Origin of the sequence: Corallincola luteus, from assembly GCF_004336975.1 — a bacterium.
Lineage (GTDB): Bacteria > Pseudomonadota > Gammaproteobacteria > Enterobacterales > Neiellaceae > Corallincola > Corallincola holothuriorum.
Genome location: NZ_SJXE01000001.1, coordinates 694084 through 715196 on the forward strand (window position 1 = coordinate 694084; position 21113 = coordinate 715196).

Below are 21113 nucleotides of genomic sequence, written 5' to 3' on the forward strand. Positions count from 1 at the left end.
AAGCACTGACCCCCTGTCAGGTATTTGGTAACAGCATCCACGCCAGCCAAGCACTCATACTGATGCTTGCTACTATCGTAGACAAAAGCACAGCGGCTGCCACTTCAGCTTCGCTTTGCTGATGCTGGTGGGCGAAGGCGTAAGCATTGACCCCGACCGGCGTTGCTGCCAGTAGCACGGCAACAGCACCGTCTAAAAAATCGAGCTGCCATAGGAAAGTTACCGACCACCATACCAGTACCGGCATTAAGCCGACTTTGAGCAAGCTCATAATTAGCACCCGTGGTCCGAGTCCTGTTAGGGAGTATTTGCTGATAGCGATCCCTAATACCAACAAGGAGCAGGGGATCGCGGCGTCCCCAAGCCAGCTAAGAAGTTGCTGAATTGGTCTTGGTAGCATCAGTCCCATGCCGTTGGCAACAAACCCCAACAGCAAAGAAGCGACTAAGGGGGTGGTGAGGGTTTTCCTCAATGCACGAAAAAACAGTCGCCAATGAGCCGTGTTGCTTCGTCCTAGCTCCAGAGCGATACCGCTGATGGTAAATAGCAACGCACTGTGCAAGGCGATGATCATAAATGCCGGCGCCATACCGGGTTCACCAAATACAGCTAATACTGCAGGGATCCCTATCAGTACGTTGTTGGAGTAGGTTGACCCCAGCGCCACACAGGCGCGTTGTGGATGACTTAGGCGATAACCACAGGCAAACCAGGCGATGGTGAAGATGATGAATTGGGGCAGGTAATAGCTGGCAAACAGCCCCCATGGAATGGACGAAGGCCACTGGGTATGCAAGCTGCCGTTAAATAGTAAGGCGGGCACCAGCAGATTAAAGGTGAGCGCAGCGATCCCTTTGTAATGGTGCTCGGCAAAACCTGCAAAACGTCCTAGGCAGCCGCCAATCAATATCATCAGAAAGACGGGCAGTAATATGGTGAAAACGGGTGCCATGATGCCAGTGGGTTACGAAGTGATGACATTACTTTAGGGCGGATCTCATTTAAGAACAATGAATTAGGCTTCTCTTAGGTTGTCTTTCGCTATTTATTGGCTGTGGCTAAAAAAAGAGCGAAATAGATCACACCTTGAACCAATAATCATACTGGTAGTGCCATGGCCTCACTTTTTTCTCATAAGGTAGGCAGACAAAAATTTATAACGAAAAGAATCGCACTAGCGAACAAACACTGGGAGAAGCGCAATGAGTGACAAAAAGGAGCTATTTCATCCGTCTGCTGAAGTGATAGCGAATGCCACAATCAAAGATTACGACAGCCTGTATCAACGTTCGATTGAAGATCGAGAAGGTTTTTGGGCTGAACAAGCCAATGAGCTTGAATGGTATGAGCCCTGGGATAAGGTGTTGGATGACAGCAATAAGCCATTTTTTAAATGGTTTAGTGGTGCTAAAACCAACATTGTTCACAACGCCATTGATCGCCATCTGCATAATGCCACCCGCAATAAACTAGCCATCATATGGGAAAGTGAAGCCGGTGAGATGTGCAGTTATTCCTACTATGCATTGAACCGTGAAGTGAGCCAGATGGCCAACACGCTGAAAAGCATGGGGGTGAAGAAAGGCGACATCGTTACTATCTATATGCCGCAGATCCCTGAGCTGGTGTTTGCTATGTTGGCCTGTGCCAAGATCGGTGCCGCTCACTCGGTCGTTTATGGTGGTTTTAGTTATGAGGCCCTTGCTGCGCGGATTGCCGATGCCAACAGTCATGTATTGATCACCGCGGATGGTGGCTGGCGCCGGGGTAAACCGACCAATTTGAAAGCGATCGCCAATGAAGCGATGAAGCGCTCGCCGACGATTGAAGTGTGCATCACGGTTAAATACAACCAACTGGACGTGGAAATGGAGTCAGAGCGTGACTTCTGGTATCACGATTTGAAAGCCTTACCGATCGCATCACCTAAGTGTGAAACGGAAGTGCTTGATTCCGAAGATATGCTGTTTGTGCTCTACACCTCGGGCACCACGGGTAAGCCGAAAGGCATGGTACATACCCACGGCGGCTACAGTGTTTATACCGCGACCACTCACCGTATGGCATTCGACATTAAACCTGACGATCGTTGGTGGTGTGCAGCCGATCCCGGCTGGATCACTGGCCACAGCTATATCGTCTATGCGCCGTTGATCAACGGCTCGACCATCATGATGTATGAAGGTGCGCCAAACTACCCGTACCCCAATCGCTGGTGGCAGATGGTGGAGAAATATGGCATCAACGTGATGTATACCTCACCGACCGCGATCCGTGGCCTGATGCGCTTTGGCGATCAGTGGCCGAAGCGTCATGACCTTTCTAGCCTGCGTCTGTTGGGGAGTGTTGGCGAGCCGATTAATCCAGAAGCATGGCGTTGGTTTTACGACGTGATTGGTGGCAGTCGTTGTCCGATTATTGATACCTGGTGGCAAACTGAAACCGGTGGTTTCATGATCTGTCCGTTACCTATTACCCCGTTAAAACCGGGCTCGGCAACCAAGCCGTTTTTCGGTAATGAGATTGGTGTGGTGGATGACAATGGTGATGAAGTGCCGGCAGGGGAAGAGGGTAAGCTGGTGATTAAGAACCCTTGGCCTGGTATGGCACGGACGATCATGGGGGATGACCAACGCTATGCAGATCTTTACTGGGGTGATTATGGCGACAAGGAGTATTACAAAGCCGGTGATTCGGCGAAAGTCGATGATGATGGCTACATTTGGGTCATTGGTCGCATGGATGAGGTACTCAAAGTTTCCGGTTATCGTTTAGGTACCGCAGAAATTGAGAGTGCGTTAGTGAGTCACCCATTGGTATCTGAAGCGGCTGCTATCGGTTTACCCCACGAACTGAAAGGTAATGCTATCCATACTTACGCCATTCTGAAAGAGGGCGTTGCCGGTACCAATGAACTGGCGCAGGAGTTAAAAGCGCATGTGGCGGCAGAGCTTGGTCGTATTGCTCAGCCGGAAGATGTCACTTTTGTTGATGCATTACCGAAGACACGTTCAGGCAAGATCATGCGGCGAGTATTGCGCGCCCGAGCCTTGGGGCAGGATGAGGGCGATCTCAGCACGTTGGAGGAGTAGTCCACGTTTGTAGCAGTAAATGAAGGCCGGTTTTGACTGGCCTTTTTTCTGAATGTTTTATTGACTGTGCTGATGTTTAAGGCTGCGAGAGGAATTGAGATGACAGAGAGCAAGATCGCCTTTGTGACTGGTGCAACCGGATTTCTCGGCGGTCACTTGGTGCGTCAGTTAACCGATGCGGGTTGGACTGTCTACGCATTAAAACGTGCCAGCAGTGATACCAGTGCGCTTGCTGATCTTGCTGTTTTTTGGATTGAAGCCGACTTGCTGGATATCGACAGCATTGAGGAGGCATTGCCAGCTCATTGTGATGCCCTGTTCCATGTCGCCTCAGATACCAGTGTGTGGCGGCGCCATGATGACAGGCAAACCCGCATTAACATTGATGGCACGCGGGCGTTACTGAAAATGGCTGAACGGCAACGTATTGGCCGCTTTATCTATACTTCGAGTATTTCAGCTTATGGTTTTCATCAAGGCGTCATTAATGAGCAAAGCCAGAAGCTAGGTAAAAACAGCGGTGTTAACTATTTACATACCAAATGCTGCGCAGATCAAATGGTGATTGAAGCCGCTGGGCGTTTGGACACGGTGGTGCTCAACCCTTGCCATATTATGGGGCCGGGTGATCGACACAATTGGATGCAACTGTTTCGCTTGATCAAAACCAACAGGCTGCCAGGGATCCCTCCCGGCGGCGGCCCTTTCTGCCACGTGGCAGAAGTGGCACGTGCCCATATTTCGGCTTATGAGCAGGGGCGACGAGGTGAAAACTATATTCTTGGTGGGCAATACCATCAGATGAAAGAGGTCTGTGAGCAGATCGCAAAGCTTCAGCCGGTGCCACTGTCAGCCAAGGTCATCCCTGCATCATTCTTACTGCTGATTGGTTACTGCAAGCAGGCATTGGCAGCACTGACCAACAGGGAGCCAGATATTACGCCAGAAAAAGCTGCCATGGTGTCAAAAAAAGTGATGGCGGATAGCCATAAAGCAAGGGAGCAATTTGGTTATAACGATCAGGTGCCACTCACACAGATTTTGAGCGAAACTAACGACTGGCTCGTTGCAAAAAAACTTATATAGTCTTGCATTGTTAATAAGTGTGTCAGAAAATTTAACACTGTTTTGTACGGCTCGTCTTGGTTCACACTATTCCCCGTAACTTATTGCTTTTCCATCGATTTTTATCATATTTTCGAAATATTGCCTAATATTCTTAGGGTGGTTTGCCGATAGAGCTTTGAAGTTCTGAATAACAAATCTGTTACTGCTGTTAACGCAACGAGGTTGGGTTGTCTTTATGAATCTGCTTAAAACACTTTCTATTGGTAAAAAAATTGCCATCATTACCGGCGTATCGGTAGCAAGCTTTGTGGTGTTGCTATCGGTTATCAGTACCAATGTGAGTGATAACTCAGAACGATTGTCTGAATTGAAAGAACGTTTGTATCCGATCCTGCAGGAGGCTCAGTCGAGCGTTGTTGCCGTTAATCTAGTGGCCGAAGGGCTGAGAACGGCTGTGATGATTGGCGAAGAAGATATGTTGGAGGGCGCGGATGAACAGATGGCTGCGCTGAAAGCAAGTTTAGAGGTGTTGAACGGCTACGGCGCTGACAGTAAGGCATTAGCTGATATATCCAGAAATTTGAATAGCTATTTTAATAGCGCCAGAGCATTAGCCTTTGGCATGATTGAAGGCACAGTGTCGATGGAGCAGATGGCCTCCCAAGCCGCAGCCAGCAACGCTGTCCTGGAAAAACTTCAGAATCAACTTATCGAGTTTCGCAGCCAGGCGCAAATGGCTGTAGACGAGCGTGTTGAACAAGCGAATCAAGCCAGCCAATGGACCTTGGGCTTTTCTATCAGCCTGGGGGTGGCGACGGTCATTTTGATTCTACTGATTGGCTGGTCTGTGTCTGCCAACATTACTAAAGGGATCCGTCAGGTTAGTCGTTCACTAGAGGAAATTGCCAGCGGTGATGGTGACTTAACTGTCCGGGTTAACTATGACGGCAAAGATGAGTTGGCTGATCTGGTGAGCTACTTCAATCAGTTTGTCGACAAATTGCAGGGGTTGATCCGACAAACGGTGGATAGCGCGTCATCATTAGGTGATATGGCTGAGCAGTTATCTCGGGTCAGTGCACAGGCGAATGCCAATATCGCTTCTCAGACCAATGCGATAGATCAGACAACCGGCGCATTAAACGAAATGTTTGTCAGTGTTGGTCATATTGCAGAGCATGCGGCAGAGGCCTCTAATTCCGCATCGCAAGCCAGCGGTGACTCCAGTCAAGGACTGACATTGATGGAGGCAAGTGTTGGCTCTATTAACGAGTTGGCTGTTGAAGTCGAAAAGACAGCTGGCGAAATCTCTCGGCTGGAAAGCTACACCAGTAACGTTGGCAGCATTCTCGATACCATCCGCGGTATCGCTGAGCAAACCAACCTGCTGGCATTGAATGCTGCGATTGAGGCGGCGCGTGCCGGTGAACAGGGCCGAGGTTTTGCCGTTGTTGCTGATGAGGTGCGTTCGTTGGCGAGTCGCACTCAGGATTCAACGCAGGAGATCCAGCAGGTACTGGAAGAGCTGCAAAACGCGTCAAAGTCTGCGGTTGAATCGATGAGCCGGGGTACAGATATGGCAAGCCACAGCGTTGAGCAGGCAGAGCACACCGGAACATCACTCAACAGTATTACTAACCAAGTAGAAGCGATCTCTGGTCTTAATGACCAGATTGCGGCAGCAACAGAAGAGCAAAATCAGACGTCAGAACTGATACGCACTTATGTTGAGGAGATCCAACTGATGGCGCAGGACGCGATGAGTAGCACCTCTGAGCTGGAGGGCGTTAGCCAATCACTTGTGGATGTGAATGAACAGCTGTCGCAAGTGGTTAATCAGTTCAAGGTGTAGATAAACCATAGGTGCCGTTAGAGCGCCCATCCTATTTCCGTTTGGAGAATGAAATGAAACTAAAAGCACTTACCGTGTTGATAGCTGCGGTGTTGGCCGCGCCATCAGCATTTGCAGAAGATGATCAAGCGCGTATTGATAAGCTTGAACAGAAGGTCGCCGAGTTGGAATCTCAGGGGCAAGTTCATAGCTGGCTCAATCGTTTTAACGTCAATGGTTTTGCTACCGTTGGTATGGGGCGTGCAAGTAATGATGCTGGCTATGCCGACTATGACAACGACGGTTTTGACTTTGAAAATGACAGCATATTAGCGGTACAAACCACTTATGATGTTAATGATGAAATTTCTGCCACTTTGCAACTTGTGACAAGAGGCCGCCAAGATTGGGATCTAAAAGCCGAGTGGGCTTTTCTCTCCTATCAATTTAATGATGCTACCACTATACGTGGGGGCAAATTAAGACTGCCTTTGTATATGCTTTCCGATTATCTGGAAGTAGGTTATGCCTATCCTTGGGCAAGACCGTCGGAAGAGGTGTATGGCGTGATTCCGGTTTCTACTTTCACCGGTTTTGATGTTATTCACGTCATTGACTTCGATGAATCTGCTCTCACATTTCAGCCTATTTTTGGTGAGTCTACTGTTGATGCCGATGATAGTCGCTTAGGGTTGGAAACCAACTTCAAAAAGGTTTACGGCTTAGCAACGACTTATGATTGGGATGAGTTGACGTTACGTGCCAGCTATTTTCACTCAGAAACAGATATTGATCCGGTACCTTGGTTAGATGATAAGACCGGTGAGTTTTATGGCCTTGGTGCCAGATGGGATAATGGCGACTGGATGGTGATGGGGGAGTTTACCCGTATTGAAGTCGATGGCCAGTATCCAGATACCGACTCTGCATATATCGGTGCCACTTATCGTTACAATCAGTTTTCACCCTATGTAATGATTTCATGGGTTGAGAGCAAAGATAATGGTGAGCGTACCATCCCTATTCCTGGTGTGGTTTCTGCATTAGACGTTGAACGCGGAACAACCAGTGCAGGCGTGAGGTGGGACTTTATGCCGAACGTGGCGGTAAAGTTTGACCTGACTTATACCGATGATTTTGATGACACCAGTGGTGCTTTATCGGGGAACATCGGGACAATTGATATTCCAAGTGTTGGTCCTGTGCCGGTAAACACTGGCGAGTATGATGAAAGCTTCATCTACTCCGTGCTGATAGATGTGGTCTTTTAAGGAGAGTTGATAATGAAAAAATTATGGGTAGTTTCTCTCCTTTGCTTGGCTAGCTTTTCCGCACAATCTGCGGTCGTGCTTATCGGCAATCCTGCCGCTGACGAACTGTCTAAATCTGACGCCAAAAAGTTGTTTTTAGGTAAGATGAAAAGTGTTCCTGGGGGCGGCAAGGCGGTGTTGGTTGAACTGCAAGATGGTAACCCATTGCGTATCGAGTTTCATGACAAGGTGACGGGTAAAAGCGAGTCGCAGTTGCAGTCCTATTGGTCGCGTTTGATTTTTACCGGCAAAGCCAGTGCGCCAGCGCAGATGACCTCAATTGATCAGGTGAAACAAAAGGTAGCTGCGAATACGGGCGCCGTTGGTTACATTGATGAAGCGGATGTCGACGGAACAGTAAAGGTCTTATATAAACCGTGATGCCGTTTCGCTCTTAAAACAAAAACGCCCGCTTATCAGCGGGCGTTTTTTTCGAATCATTTTGAACAATGTATTACTTGTTCAAACGATCCAGCATTTTTTGTGCGCGCAGTGAACCTGCCGCTGCAGCTTTTTCGAACCAAACTTTTGCTTCGTCGTTGCTCTTTTCAACACACTGACCAACTAAGTACATGCCGCCCAGTTGATTCATTGCTGCAGCATCTTTGCTTCCAGCCAATTCATTTAATGTGCTAACCGCCGCGTCACAGTTACCTGCGCTAATCGCTTGCTTTGCGGTGGCAAGGGTATCCGCGTGAGCTGCGGTGGTGATAGATGCTGCGAAAACCAATGTCATGACTGCGCGCTTCATTACTACTCCAAAAAACGGTTAAGGGCTTAAAACGAGCGACATCATGTTAAAAATTGTGACGCTTGTCAAATAATTGTTTATTTGGTGAGCATGATCTCAATTAAATTTTAAGCATATATTGCCGAGATCGCGTTTGCGATCGTTGCTTTAGGTCGACTTGCGTTGGCGAAATACCCCTTCTTGCATCGTAGAGGCGACCAGTCGTCCTTGTGTATCAAAAAACTGTCCTCGTACGACTGCGCGTCCACCGCCGCTGGATGGGCTGTCAACGTGATAAAGCAGCCAGTCATCCATTCTGAAGTCGCGGTGAAACCACATTGAGTGATCTATGGTTGCCATCTGAATCGAGGGTTGCATAAAGCTCACGCCATGAGGTTGTGCCGCTGTTGGTAAAAAATTGAAATCAGATGCGTAGGCCAGCAAGTACATGTGCATGCGAGGATCATCTGGAAGAGTGCCGTTGGCTCGGAACCATACATCCCTCACTGCTGGCATTTTTTCTGGTTGCAGTGGGTTGAATGGCGTAGCGCTGCGCATCTCTATAGGCATTTCACAGGCATATTGATCGCGGATCTTTTCCGGCAATAGATGCAGATGTCGCTTTGCAAAGGCTTGTTGGGATTCCAGTTGCTCGGGCGCAGCTACGTTAGGCATTGTTGTTTGATGGTCAAAGCCAGCTTCTTCTTGATGAAAACTGGCCGTCATATAAAAAATGGGTTTGCCGTATTGAATAGCTTTGATACGGCGCGTGCTATAGCTGCGTCCATCACGGATCACCTCTACGTCGTAAACGATGGGGCGACTCGCATCGCCTGGTAATAAGAAGTAACTATGAAAAGAGTGAACTTTACGGCTGATATCGACCGTTTGCTTAGCGGCTGCGAGAGCTTGGCCTATCACTTGCCCACCAAAAACTTGAGGAAAGCCAAGGTCTTGGCTTTGTCCTCGATAAAGCCCCGCTTCTATCTCTTCTAATGTCAGTAAGGAGGTGAGTTGATCAAGTACTTGGGTCATGTCGCTGATAGCCTTTTCTGGTCATACCTCTGTATTTAGCGTTGTTTTATCACTGTCGGTCAAGGGGTTTCGCTGTTGCCATCAGTTCTATGACTAGCTCCGCCATTTGCCCTTGAACGGCTGCCAAGTGTGGAGCAAGCTTGATTGGCACTGAAGGATGGGCTCGCTGGCAGGCTTCTAGCTCTTCAGGGATATCTTCAACAACGTGTCGTCCTGCGGCCAGAAAATAGGGCATCACATCGATCTCTGTTGCTCCCAGAGCAATTAAGCGCTCAAAGCCCTCTTTTATTGATGGGGAGGCTAACTCCAAAAAGGCCGCTTCGCACAATGCGTAACTTTGATGCGCTGCGATGACATGACCCAGAGCGATCACTTCTTGGTTAGATTCTTGGCGGCGGCTGCCATGAGCTACGAGGAGCAGTGCTCTTTTCTGGATATTTTGGGATTGGGTTTGCATATCTGTCTCATTTATTTTATTTCAGTGCGCGATCTTCTTTCGAAACGTCTAAACTCTTATCCATAACTGTCGATAATAGTTAAGAAAATAGCGAATGATATAAGGAAGTAGTAAGTCGCAATACAGTCATCTAGCCCCTTTGGCCCTGTTTTATTGCTGAGTGAAAACATGAATAAACTATCAATAGTCCACCGCATCTATCTAGCTTTTGCTGTGTTGGTTCTGCTGTTTGCCATTGCCGGCGGCATCTCGTTTCTTCAACTGAATAGTGTGAAGTCGAGTTTTTCGTCTGTGACCAATGATGCCAATCTACTTACTGCAGATGCCAACCTCGCTAAGATCCATGTGCTTGACTTGAATCGGCTAGCGAACAATGTGGCTTTGAGCGACAGCACTGATAGTTTGAGCGCTACTATACAAGCTATTGAAGCTGAATCATCACGTTATCTTGCTAGCTTAGATCGCTTGGCGTCTCACGCCGATGTTTACGCTCATTCTCAAGTTTCAGATCAACTGGGTATCTTGAAAGGTCGCTTAGATGAGTATTCCCAGAGTGTAGAAATGATCCGTGAAAACCGTAGCAAGGTGTTGATAGAGAGCGATCAGATTGCAGAGGAGCGTAGCACTTTCCTTTATAAGACCTCTATCGCGAAGAAGGCTGTTAATTCGGGCAGTGCAAGTATGGCTGCGTATGATGGCTATATTCAAGGCCTATTGGATACCTTCAATTCGACTTTAGAGTTGATGGAGTTTATTACAACAAATCTGTTGGTGTCTGACGACATCGACAAGATGAATGAGATGTTGGATCGGATTAAGGTTAATGCGGTAACGCTTGATGATTACTATCTTTCGATTTTGGATGAAGTCGAGGGTTTGGATGGTAATGCCGATGTTAAAGATGGGATGGAACAACTGTTTTTCGCGGTTAATGATCCCAACGGAATTATTGCTCGACATATTGCTAATGTTAACCGTTCGAAGCAGGTAGCTGCCGCCCTCGATACCATGGCGGATGAGTTAGTTGGCGATCTTTTTCTCTATGATGACATGGTTGATTACAGTCAAGAGATCACCGCTAGAGCAGAGGCAAAAGCGACCAGCGCGGTGTCCACTACCATCACATTAACCTTGGTGACATTAGTCGGTGCAGTGGCGGTTGCCTTGGTGGTAGCTTGGTTAATGGGACAAGCGATCCGCGTGCCGCTCAACAAAGTGATGCGCGTGTTGGATCTGATGGCTTCGGGAGATTTCCGTCAACGTATTCAACATAGTGGCGGCGATGAGTTTTCTCAGGTGGCAGATTGGGTGAACAAGCTGACTGATAATATGAACGAAGTTATCGCTCGCTTGCGCGAGTCCTCGGCGCGTTTAACGCAAGTGGCGGCTGACAATAGCGATACCACTTTGCGTACCCGTGCGGCATTAGAGCGTCAGAATGCCGAAGTTCAAGGGGTTGCTGCTGCGATCACCGAGATGGAAAGTGCGGTGGCTGAGATCGCCAGAAATACCGATGCTAGCCGTGAGCGGACGCTGGAAGTAGAAACTGAAGCAGATGGTGGTCGCACTGTGATGGCAGAGAGCATCACTATCTTAGGTACACTGTCGCAACGTTTAGATGAGTCTAATTCGGTTATTCAACAAGTGGATAACCTAAGTGGTGAGATCAACAAGATCGTCGAAGTGATCACTGGAGTGGCTGATAAAACCAACCTGTTGGCACTCAATGCGGCGATCGAGGCGGCCCGAGCCGGTGAGCAGGGACGAGGCTTTGCCGTTGTTGCGGATGAAGTACGACAGTTGGCTAGTCAAACGGCCAGTTCAACCGAAGAGATCCAAAACATCATCGGTCAGTTGCAACGTCAAAGTAAGGAAGCAGTGTCTACCATGGCATCCAGTGTCGGTGAGATGAATAACACCCGTGACCATATTGAACATGCTAACCAATCAATGGAGCAGATCCAGGGCAGCATGTCTTCTGTACGTGATATGGCTAACTTAATCAGCGAAGCGGCGAGTCAACAGCAGTTGGCGGCTGAAGAGATCACTCGTAATGTGAATGTGGTCTCAGAGGTTTCCCATGAGAATTTTGAGGAGATTGAGAAGATCGCAGCCACCACGGAAGAGTTGAATACCATGGCGGCAGAGCAGGACTCCCTACTTAGTCGATTCTCGGTTTAGCACGCTTGTCATTAAAAAAGGCAGCTAGTCGATAGCTGCCTTTTTTGTTTTTCAGATGGCTTAGTGGTTAATAACGTTAATGGATTTCTTCGGTTTTGGCTTTGAAATTAATAATGTTATCCACGCTCGGCATGATAATCGGACGTAAGTTAGGCTGGCTGATAGCCAGTTTTTCCTGGCTCTGCAAACGCTGCCATCGCTGTTCATCAATTTGAGCTTCAAAGTAAACAGACCAACGATTAAGCCCCTCGCCACTGCCTTGGGTGCAAAGCCCCTGATCATTCGTGCCATGACTCTCTCTGACCGCTTGCAGCTCCGGTGGCATCAGGCAGGCATCAGCCATCAACGCTAAGGGTTGCCAGCGGATCTCTTGATTATGCACAAACGGATTAAACTTGTTGTCGCAGGCAGTTAGCGAGCTTTCAAAGGTATCTGCCAGTAGCATAAATTGCCCGGTTTGCTGATGCAGGTGTTGTCGCCGTTCATTACATTCTCGACTTTCTTCGGCAACATGTTCACGCAGTTGGCTGGCAAGAAAATCTAAACGCTGAAATAGCCCATCCGTAGTAAGGTTTGGGTGGGTTTCCGCTTCGAGCTGGTTGGATAAGGCAGCAACGGCATCTCGTAACTTGGCTTCGTATGTTGCCTTACGTTCACTATGGCGTCGCCACTGGATAGCAAACAAAGCACTCAGGATGAAACAAATAACGAAGGGTACACTGGCCAGTTGCGTGCTGAGCGCGGGAAACCAAAACAGAGTGACAGAGATGACGGCGAGAACGACTGAGCTAATCGTCGCCAAGCGTGTCGAGCTCAGTGATTGCTTACAATCCTTCATCTCAGCCAACCCTTGATCAATCTTATCAGGGAGTAATGCGGCTTGTTGTGATTCCAGCTTTAAACGCTGTTCGTCGTTTTTGAGCTGTTGCCATTTTGATTGCTGGTGTCTGGCTATCTGCTGCAGCAGCGTTAACTGATTTAACGCACTGTCTTTACTCAACTCATATTGTTGCCAGCTGGGCAACGGTTTGGCTTCTCTCGCTGCTAATAGTGGCTTTGATAGTTCATCGGTGCAAAATAGGGTGACTTGGTTTTCACTGCGAAATAGCGGTGATACCTCTTTCTGAATGCGAATATCGAGTTGACGAGTGAGTTGACTTACAAGCTCAGGACTAAAACTTTCACTGAGTGCCCTCACAGTACGATAGTAGTAGCTGTGATCCTGAACATAGAGGATCTTTAGGGCATCAACAGCCAGTTCGACATGATCATCATTGTGGCTAAGGCGGATGTCGCCGTCGCGAATAATTTTTTGTAGCGTACGACGAACCGTCTCGGCTAATACATCACGATTGGGATCCAGTTTCATTGCCATGCGCAGTTGGCGTTGACACTCATCGTGTTGATGAAGGTGGAAACTGGCGCGAGACTGGTGCAGAAGGCCTAGGCTGCGAAGCAGGTGATAGTCGTTGTGATATTGCTCGAGTTGCGATAGCAGCAGCTTTGAACGTGTATTGGCTTCGTCCAATATTCCCTGATCGCGATTACTTTCACTCAGTAAGCGTGATAACCAAAAGTTAGCCGTTAGGTGGCCATCATCTAGACTGACGATCCGGCGCAAATTGGCGATAGCACCTTTGCGATGACCAAATCCCAGGTTACGCATTGCCCAGCGAAGGTTTAATTTAAGGTTGGCACCGTCACTGGAAGCCAGCAGCTGTTCATCATCAGCCGGATCCGGGGCGTTGCCGAAAATAACTGCCAGCTGCCGTGCAAGTAATGGATTACCTGTGGCGTCGGTGTCGGGGGTTAAGCCCGCAACGTTCAGTAGGCTATTGCGGTTTTGCAATACCTGTTCATGGCTGTCGAGGTGCTTGCCGAGGATCCGTTCTATATCCTGGATGATTTCATCCGCAGAATGAGCCGAGCGAACCAGTGGACGGAGGTGATAATGAGCGCTGGTAGAGATACTGGGATCCGCGAGGGTGTCGTGCTCAGCGTTTTTGGCTCGCAATTTAACGTCGAGTACCGGTACGACTAAACGTTGTGCACCGACACTTAGATGTTGGTAGAGCGCAGATTCAGTTAGCGAACGCTTGCGTGGGGCAGCTTCCTGCTCCGGTTGACGATCAATGCTTAGCAACATAAACATGCCAGCATCCTTGATGTCGGCTAAGCTGGCTTTGCCTTGGCCACGGTTGTCCAGACGAGAGATCCTATATCCGCTATCGAATAGCGGACTGTCGCTGAAGTGGCGCTCTATGTCATCGACAATCACTGCGAGCGCATCATGATCGTAAAAGAGAATAATATTCGGCGCGATGGGGCTCATCACTCTAGTCCCTTAGTTAAGCTAATGGTCAATTAGAACGGCAATAAATAACGTGAAAAAAACCGTTTGCACATAATCTACCTGCTCACTGGGGATTGCAATAGAGGGGGCCTTATTCGCTGCTCAGTTCGCTCTTTTTATGGTTTTTAAAGCAGCAACTCTCCGGGTAAGGATAAAACTCTTCAAAGTGGCCGCGTAGTGATTTGGATTGCACCTGTTTCCACCAGTCGGCCTCGAATAAGTTGGGATGATATTGTTGAAGTACCTGCCGATGCTTAAGGTGGGTTGTTACAAAGGTCGCAAACTCTTCAGGAAATATGTCATTCTCGGCAACCGAGTACCAGGGCTCAGCTTGCATCTCTTGTTCTGGATACAGCGGTTCTGGAATGCGTCGGAAGTTACAATCAATGAGATAGCAAACTTCGTCGTAATCGTAAAAAATCACTCTGCCATGGCGAGTGACACCAAAGTTTTTCAGCAGCAGATCGCCAGGAAAGATATTGGCGGCAGCCATCTCTTTTATCGCCCAACCATAATCAATTAGCGCGGCATTCGCTTGTGATTCACTGGCTTGATCCAGATAGAGGTTGAGTGGCACCATTCGACGTTCGATATACAGATGTTTAATGATCACCAGATCATGGGTTTCAGTGATGCTACTGGGGGCTGTTTGCCTTAGTTCTGCCAATAAAGCATCACTTAAGCGGCGTTTAGGGAAGCGGAAATTAGCGAAGTCCTGCGTGTCGGCCATCCTGCCGACCCTATCATGCTGCTTTACCAGCCGGTATTTTGCTTTTACCTGTTGTCTACTCATCCCTTTGCTGGGGCCAAACTTGTCTCGTATTACCTTGAATACCACATCGAACGAGGGCAGGGTAAATACGCTCATTACCAGCCCTGGGATCCCGGGGGCAATATCAAACTGATCGCTACTGTGTTCCAGGTGGTGCAGGTAGTGGCGATAGAATTGGGTTTTGCTGTGTTTTAAGCAGCCGATGGCGCTGTACAGCTCCGCGTCACTTTTATGTGGCAGCAGATGGCGAAGAAAGGCCACTACTGATGAGGGGGCTGGTATATCGACCATAAAATAGCTGCGGGCGAAGCCAAACAGAATGCTCACCTGGTCACGCTCAGTTAACACGGCATCTACCATGACCCCTTCGCCTTCGCGATTGATTAAGCAGATGATAAAGGGGTGGCTGATATGTTCGCTAAACAAACGCCCCACCATGTATGCGCCTTTATTGCGGTAAAAAATCGGTTTGAGTATCTCAAGTGTTGGGATCCCAGGGAATCGTTCCAGCTGTTTTCGTAAGAGAACGGTGAGTTGTTCGATATCTGCAGCTTTATCGTGCCAGTTATCAATAAAACCACTGGAGCTTAGGATCTGCTCGGCGATGGTGCCGAGAGGCACCCCGACGAGTCGATAGTGGTGTAGTGGCGCATCTTTTTCTGGTGGTGGGCCGCCGGCCCAGACAAAGGCATGGGGGGGAGTTAAGAATTGATGATGGAACATCTTGCCGTAGGTGGAGTTGTAGAAACTCTCGGCTAACTCGCGACAAGGACTGTTGACGGTTTGCTGTTGGTAGCTTTGTTTAATGGCACGCCATAGTTCTACCTCTAAGCAGTCTTTTTGCTTACGCAGTTTGTTGGAAATCTGTGCAACACGGCCATCATAGATCTGCAGCCGCTCTCGTGACGCGACCTGCACACCTAGCCAATCGGCGTTGACAAAGCGTTGGCCAGATTCCCTGGTGATACTCAAAAAACGGTCGTAGCAAAGGTTAAAGCTTTCCAGGATCTGAGCGGCTAATTCGTCGGGCAGTGCCATCAATAACACCTTGTGGTAAGACCAGTTTTGTAGTTTTCAGTGTAGTCGGTGCAGGCGAGCTGGCGCAAGCTGGTCTATCTAGGCAGAATAGGGCATGAATTTGGTCACTGTTGTTGAACCATGGAATTGATTTTTGTGCTGGTTTCACCAGCGAGGCCCGCCAATGTAGGGGCCGTGGCTAGAGCGATGAAAACCCAAGGTTTTGCCCAGCTGCGTATTGTTGACAGTGTGGCACATCAAGATCCCGAAGCTGGATGGGTGGCCCATGGTGCTGAAGAGCTGTTAGCCGAGGCAAGTTGTTTTGCATCGGCCGATCTGGCGTTGAGTGATTGTGACTTTGTCATCGCAACCACCGCTCGACGACGGGGATGTGCCAGAGACTATTGGTCGCCGCAGCAAACGCTACAGCAGCTCGAGTCCAAAGCGACTGCGATCCAACGTGTAGCGCTGTTGTTTGGCTGTGAAGAATCGGGATTACCCAATACCCTGATTGATCGTGCCGACCTGCTAAGCTGCATTCCCCTTGCGCAACCTTATCCATCGCTGAATTTGGGGCAGGCTGCCATGGTTTATGCGTACGCATTATCACCCCTAAAAACGCTATTGTCGGGTGCAGGGGAAGGGCGGGACGATCTGACTGACTCGGGCGAATGGCAAGCGCTTAAGCAACGTGTCGCGACGTTACAGGAAAGCCTACTCAACAGCGAAGATCAAAAACTGTCAGAGTGGCTACATGACCGTTTGGGATTGGTAGAGGGAAGAGATATTCGTATGCTGCATACGTTATTAAACGATATTGAAAAAGCGCTGCCATAGATGGTTGATCCTCAGAACGACGTTACGCCATCTCGATCAGAGCCTCCCTTGGTTTCAGTTATAACGCCGGTTTTTCGCGGCGAGAACACACTGTTACGCGCAGTTGAGAGTTTGTTGGCTCAAGACTACAGCCATTGGGAGCAGTGGATTGTGGTTGATGACGGTGTGGATTATCAACAATTGCTTGCCAGCCATGGTATCTGCGATCCCAGGATCCACTTTATTAGCTCTGGAGAGATTGGCTCAGGCCCTAATCACACACGCAATTTGGCATTAGCGAAAGCGCGAGGGGCGTTGATCGCGCCCTTGGATGCTGATGACCTCTACTATCCTACTCGGTTATCGACGTTGGTGCCTCTGGCAATGGAGTATGGTGTAGCTGGCGATAACGTTGATGTTGTCGATGAACAGAATGGTCAACTGATGGCCACTCTGTTGCCGCAATATCAGGGATATCGTTTATGGTCGGCCGCTGGCTATAGTCAGACCAAGACACCACTAATATTTTTATTCCGTCGTGACTGTGTTGGTTTGGGATGGCACCGTGATGTTCAGTTAGGCGAGGATACACTGTTTAACCTTCGTGCCATGGAGCGCGCTAAGGGCTGTGTTATGTGGGGCGAGCCGCTGCATCAATACCGTGTCAACAGTGAGTCGATTTGCCACAGCGATAATGCGGCAGAGCGCGCAGATATGGCTTATCAGCACTGTTTGGATCGCCTACTTTCCGACGCGATGGGCTTTGGCAGTGAGCCGTTTAAACGCATAGTCGAAACGATGTTACGAGACAAAAAGCGGGTTAATCTGGCTTATGATGCAGCACTTAAAAACGGCTTTGCAGGTAGTTATCAACATTTTTCGTTAAAACATTATCCATTGGATAAACAATATGTACCGCAAGGTACAGAGGAGTTATGCATTGAGTGATTTGGCGATGGTTGTATTAGGCGCCGGCAGTGCAGGGGCCACTGAGCTGCTGCCGTCCAGCTTTGTGCTGGAGCAGGAGGCGCGTCCCATTTTGCTGATTGATTGTGGTGCGGGTGTGCTTGATGCGTATCGGCGCCAGTATCAGCAACTACCGGAAGCGGTGTATATCAGCCACCCGCATATGGATCATGTGGCGGATCTGGAAAAGTTGTTTATCGCCGCTTGCTTTAACGATAAGCCCGCCCCGCGGATCTATGTGCCGGCGGCGATTGTGCCGCGTTTGACCCGCATGTTTGATAATCACCCAGGGCAACTGGCTGAAGGGGGGGCGAACTTCTGGCAAGTGTTACAGTTAGTCGCGGTGGATAGCGGATTTTGGCTGGCGCAGCATAACTTCAGGGTGACTCCTGCGCGTCATCATCAATTGGATTTTAGTTTTAGCTTGTCGTTGCCTGGGCGCTTTTTCTTCACTGCCGATACGCGACCTATTCCTGAAGTGTTGCATCACCTTGCTGCTGGCGGAGAGCCGATCCTGCACGATGTCAGTTTAGTTGCTAACCCTTCCCACACAGGAATAGAAGATATAAAACGCGACTATGATGCGCGGCTCTGGCCACGGCTTTATCTCTATCATTATTACGCTGAGAAAGATGCTGCGTTAATGGAGGCTGAAGGATTTAATGTGTTGCGACCGCGACAACGATTGATACTTCCTGCAGAGCGTACGTCTGATGTGGTGACAGCATAAAAACAGTGCTCGAGTGTCATTTTTTCTAGACACTGGTCAGTTCAGGTGATTTTTATCACATGCTTGACTTTTATGTGAGGTCGTTTTCTGGTAAAACACTCACTCACCTTTTGTAAGGCTATAAAAGCAGAACATGAGCAGCACAGTGCGCAACACCATTATTATCACCATTACCCGCACCCATGGGGAGACGGGCTGAGTTTTTGCGCACTAAGAACAGAATCACAGCCCGGGACCCAAAAGGTCGCGGGCTTTTTATTTTTCAGGAATGTAAGGGCGAGGTAGGAAATGCGAGTACTTAAGTTTGGTGGCACGTCACTGGCAACAGCCAGTCGCTTCCAGCAAGTGGCTGCGATAGTCGCCGACAAGTTCAAGTCAGAGCAGGTCGCATTGGTGTTGTCGGCGCCATCAGGAGTTACTAACGCACTGGTGGCTGCAGTACAAACGACATCTCAGGGCGTTGATGCCCAACAGCACATCGAATGTATTGAGTCGACCTTTACCAACCTGATTAACACCCTGAATGAGGAGTTCCCCGGGTTCGCTGCCGATCAGCTACTGCAAAAGCTGCATCAGGAGATGGGGCAGATGAAGGAGCTGTTGCGTGGCGTTAGTTTATTGAAGCAGTGCCCGGATAACATTCAAGCGCAGATCTTGGTGAAAGGCGAACGTATGAGTGTCGCCACCATGATTGAGCTGATTAAAGCGAAGGGTTTGAACGCTGAAGGCATTGACCCTGTGCAGAAGTTTGTTGGCGTGGGCGACTACCTCTCTTCGATGGTTGATATTGAACAGTCTTCCGCACGTTTTGACAAAGTGTCTTTACCGACTGATGCCGTATTGGTGATGCCGGGCTTTACCGCGGGTAATGATGCCGGCGAAATTGTTACGCTGGGGCGTAATGGTTCGGATTATTCTGCTGCGGTACTGGCTGCTTGTCTGAAAGCATCATGCTGTGAAATTTGGACAGATGTGGATGGCGTTTACAGTTGTGATCCGCGCCTGGTGCCCGATGCCAAGCTGTTAAAAAGCCTCAGCTACCAAGAAGCGATGGAGCTGTCCTATTTTGGTGCCAAGGTACTACACCCGAAAACGATCGCACCCATCGCTCAATTCCATATCCCTTGTTTAATCAAAAATACCCATAACCCTGCTGCTGAAGGCACCTTGATCAGTGCGCAAAGTGACAGCGAAGGCTTGCAAGTTAAGGCGATTTCGAACCTGAGTGGCATGACCATGGTGAGTGTCTCTGGTCCTGGTATGAAAGGCATGGTGGGTATGGCCGCCCGTGTATTTGCCACCATTAGTCAGGCCGGTGTGTCTATTACCTTAATCACCCAGTCTTCCTCTGAGTACAGCATCAGCTTCTGTATCCATAGCAGTGAAGCGGAACTGGCACGGCAGGTCTTGCAAGATGAGTTCTATCTGGAACTTGAAAACAAACTGCTGGATCCTATTGAGATGCTGGATGGCTTGGCCATCGTCTCACTGGTTGGTGACGAGATGAAGAAGTACAGTGGTGTTGCCGCTAAATTCTTCCGCGCGTTAGCACAAGCCAATGTGAATGTTGCAGCCATTGCTCAAGGCTCGTCAGAGCGTTCTGTGTCTGCAGTGATTAATGATGAACGCTGTAATCATGCGATCCGCGCCTGTCACGAGAACTTTTTCGACACACTGCATTATATTGACGCCTTCTTGGTGGGGTGCGGCACGGTGGGCGGTGAACTGCTCAACCAGGTGCAGCGTCAGCAGGAACGTTTGCGTCAGCAAAACATCGGTTTACGTATCTGTGGTATCGCCAATAGCAAAGGCTTGACCTTATCCCCTGAAGGATTGGCGTTAGATAGCTGGAAGCAGGCGGTTGCCGAACAAGAGAAAACGCCATTTACACTGGATGAATTGCAGCGTTTCATCAAAGAAAATAACCTGATTAATCCAGTATTGATCGATTGCACCAGCAGTCAGTCTTTGTCCGACGACTATCTGGCTTACTTGCAAGCTGGATTCCACGTGGTGACAGCGAATAAGAAAGCCAATACGGGAGGGATGAACTACTACCGCGCATTGCGTCAGGCTGCATTGCAAAGCAAACGTCAGTTCCTCTATGACACTAACGTTGGTGCAGGTTTACCTGTGATTGATAACCTCAAAGGCTTGCTTAATGCAGGTGACCAGTTGTTAAGCTTTGGCGGTATCTTATCGGGTTCACTGTCTTACATCTTCGGCAAACTGGACGATGGCATGGCGTTTTCAGAAGCCACCGCTATCGCCCGTGAGAATGGCTTTACCGAGCCGGATGCCCGCGATGACCTTTCCGGTACTGATGTTGCGCGTAAGCTGCTTATTTTGGCGCGTGAAGTTGGTCTGGAACTCGATCTGGAAGATATTGATGTGCAGCCTGCGTTACCGCCTGGTTTTGACCAAAGCGGTGATGTCGAAAGCTTTATGGCACGTACTAAAGATGCCGATGCGTTCTTTAGCGATTGGTTAGCCAAGCTGAAAGATGAAGGCAAAGTGTTGCGTTATGCCGGTACCATTGATGAAGAGGGCAATTGCCGTTGTGGTATTGAAGCGGTTGGGCCTGAACATCCACTATTCAGCATTAAAGACGGCGAAAACGCCCTAGCGTTTTACAGTGAGTATTATCAGCCTCTGCCATTTGTCCTTCGCGGCTATGGCGCAGGCGCCGCAGTAACCGCAGCCGGAGTGTTCTCTGACGTGCTGCGAACGCTGCCATGGAAACAGGAGCATTAAG

The 21113-nt window shown here is 49.0% G+C and carries 16 protein-coding genes; 10 read left to right on the plus strand and 6 right to left on the minus strand.

The annotated features are described in order from the left end of the window. Window positions 1-16: 16 nt before the first annotated feature. Window positions 17-952, minus strand: coding sequence for an AEC family transporter (locus EZV61_RS02995; protein ID WP_131414282.1), 936 nt, complete (start codon window positions 950-952; stop codon window positions 17-19). 250 nt (window positions 953-1202) lie between these two features. Here EZV61_RS02995 and acs point away from each other — a divergent pair, with 250 nt between their 5' ends. The 5 genes from acs (at window position 1203) to EZV61_RS03020 (ending at window position 7682) form a co-directional block, all read left to right on the plus strand. Beyond that, the gene (gene acs, locus EZV61_RS03000; RefSeq protein WP_114337223.1) at window positions 1203-3092 is read left to right on the plus strand and encodes an acetate--CoA ligase; all 1890 of its coding nucleotides are present in this window, start codon (window positions 1203-1205) and stop codon (window positions 3090-3092) included. Between the two features lie 99 nt (window positions 3093-3191). Next, window positions 3192-4178 carry an NAD-dependent epimerase/dehydratase family protein gene (locus EZV61_RS03005; protein WP_165569515.1) on the plus strand — a complete coding sequence of 329 codons (987 nt, stop codon included), beginning with the start codon at window positions 3192-3194 and terminating at the stop codon, window positions 4176-4178. A 217-nt stretch (window positions 4179-4395) separates the two neighbouring features. Then, entirely contained in the window at window positions 4396-6012 is a 1617-nt protein-coding gene (locus tag EZV61_RS03010; protein ID WP_131414284.1) for a methyl-accepting chemotaxis protein, read from the plus strand. Window positions 6013-6065: 53 nt separating this feature from the next. Beyond that, window positions 6066-7262, plus strand: coding sequence for a porin (locus EZV61_RS03015; RefSeq protein WP_131414285.1), 1197 nt, complete (start codon window positions 6066-6068; stop codon window positions 7260-7262). Window positions 7263-7274: 12 nt separating this feature from the next. Continuing rightward, the gene (locus tag EZV61_RS03020; RefSeq protein ID WP_114337227.1) at window positions 7275-7682 is read left to right on the plus strand and encodes a type 2 periplasmic-binding domain-containing protein; all 408 of its coding nucleotides are present in this window, start codon (window positions 7275-7277) and stop codon (window positions 7680-7682) included. A gap of 73 nt (window positions 7683-7755) precedes the next feature. Here EZV61_RS03020 and EZV61_RS03025 read toward each other — a convergent pair whose 3' ends face one another. The 3 genes from EZV61_RS03025 to EZV61_RS03035 all read right to left on the minus strand — a co-directional run bounded on the left by EZV61_RS03025 (window position 7756) and on the right by EZV61_RS03035 (window position 9523). After that, window positions 7756-8052, minus strand: a complete 297-nt coding sequence (locus EZV61_RS03025; protein WP_131414286.1) for an SEL1-like repeat protein — start codon at window positions 8050-8052, stop codon at window positions 7756-7758. Between the two features lie 147 nt (window positions 8053-8199). Then, window positions 8200-9066 carry an acyl-CoA thioesterase II gene (gene tesB, locus EZV61_RS03030; RefSeq protein ID WP_131414287.1) on the minus strand — a complete coding sequence of 289 codons (867 nt, stop codon included), beginning with the start codon at window positions 9064-9066 and terminating at the stop codon, window positions 8200-8202. A 49-nt stretch (window positions 9067-9115) separates the two neighbouring features. Next, window positions 9116-9523, minus strand: a complete 408-nt coding sequence (locus EZV61_RS03035) for a sirohydrochlorin chelatase (RefSeq protein ID WP_131414288.1) — start codon at window positions 9521-9523, stop codon at window positions 9116-9118. A gap of 168 nt (window positions 9524-9691) precedes the next feature. Between EZV61_RS03035 and EZV61_RS03040 the strand changes: the two genes are divergently transcribed. Next, the gene (locus EZV61_RS03040) at window positions 9692-11704 is read left to right on the plus strand and encodes a HAMP domain-containing methyl-accepting chemotaxis protein (protein ID WP_131414289.1); all 2013 of its coding nucleotides are present in this window, start codon (window positions 9692-9694) and stop codon (window positions 11702-11704) included. A 76-nt stretch (window positions 11705-11780) separates the two neighbouring features. Here the strand turns inward: EZV61_RS03040 and EZV61_RS03045 are convergent, their stop codons facing one another. Together EZV61_RS03045 and aceK are read right to left on the minus strand one after the other, a co-directional pair. After that, entirely contained in the window at window positions 11781-14036 is a 2256-nt protein-coding gene (locus EZV61_RS03045) for a hypothetical protein (RefSeq protein WP_131414290.1), read from the minus strand. 112 nt (window positions 14037-14148) lie between these two features. Beyond that, on the minus strand, window positions 14149-15867 hold the full coding sequence (gene aceK / locus EZV61_RS03050) for a bifunctional isocitrate dehydrogenase kinase/phosphatase (protein WP_131414291.1): 1719 nt from the start codon (window positions 15865-15867) through the stop codon (window positions 14149-14151). Between the two features lie 120 nt (window positions 15868-15987). Between aceK and EZV61_RS03055 the strand changes: the two genes are divergently transcribed. From EZV61_RS03055 to thrA, 4 genes are all read left to right on the plus strand, one after another. Continuing rightward, entirely contained in the window at window positions 15988-16683 is a 696-nt protein-coding gene (locus EZV61_RS03055) for a tRNA/rRNA methyltransferase (protein ID WP_131414292.1), read from the plus strand. Further along, window positions 16684-17610 carry a glycosyltransferase family 2 protein gene (locus EZV61_RS03060; RefSeq protein WP_131414293.1) on the plus strand — a complete coding sequence of 309 codons (927 nt, stop codon included), beginning with the start codon at window positions 16684-16686 and terminating at the stop codon, window positions 17608-17610. It abuts the gene before it with no gap. Then, complete coding sequence (locus tag EZV61_RS03065) at window positions 17603-18358, plus strand: MBL fold metallo-hydrolase (protein ID WP_165569516.1); 756 nt, start codon at window positions 17603-17605, stop codon at window positions 18356-18358. The genes EZV61_RS03060 and EZV61_RS03065 overlap by 8 nt, the downstream gene beginning before the upstream one ends. Window positions 18359-18646: 288 nt before the next feature. After that, window positions 18647-21112, plus strand: a complete 2466-nt coding sequence (gene thrA, locus EZV61_RS03070; RefSeq protein ID WP_130566448.1) for a bifunctional aspartate kinase/homoserine dehydrogenase I — start codon at window positions 18647-18649, stop codon at window positions 21110-21112. Window position 21113 lies beyond the last annotated feature (1 nt).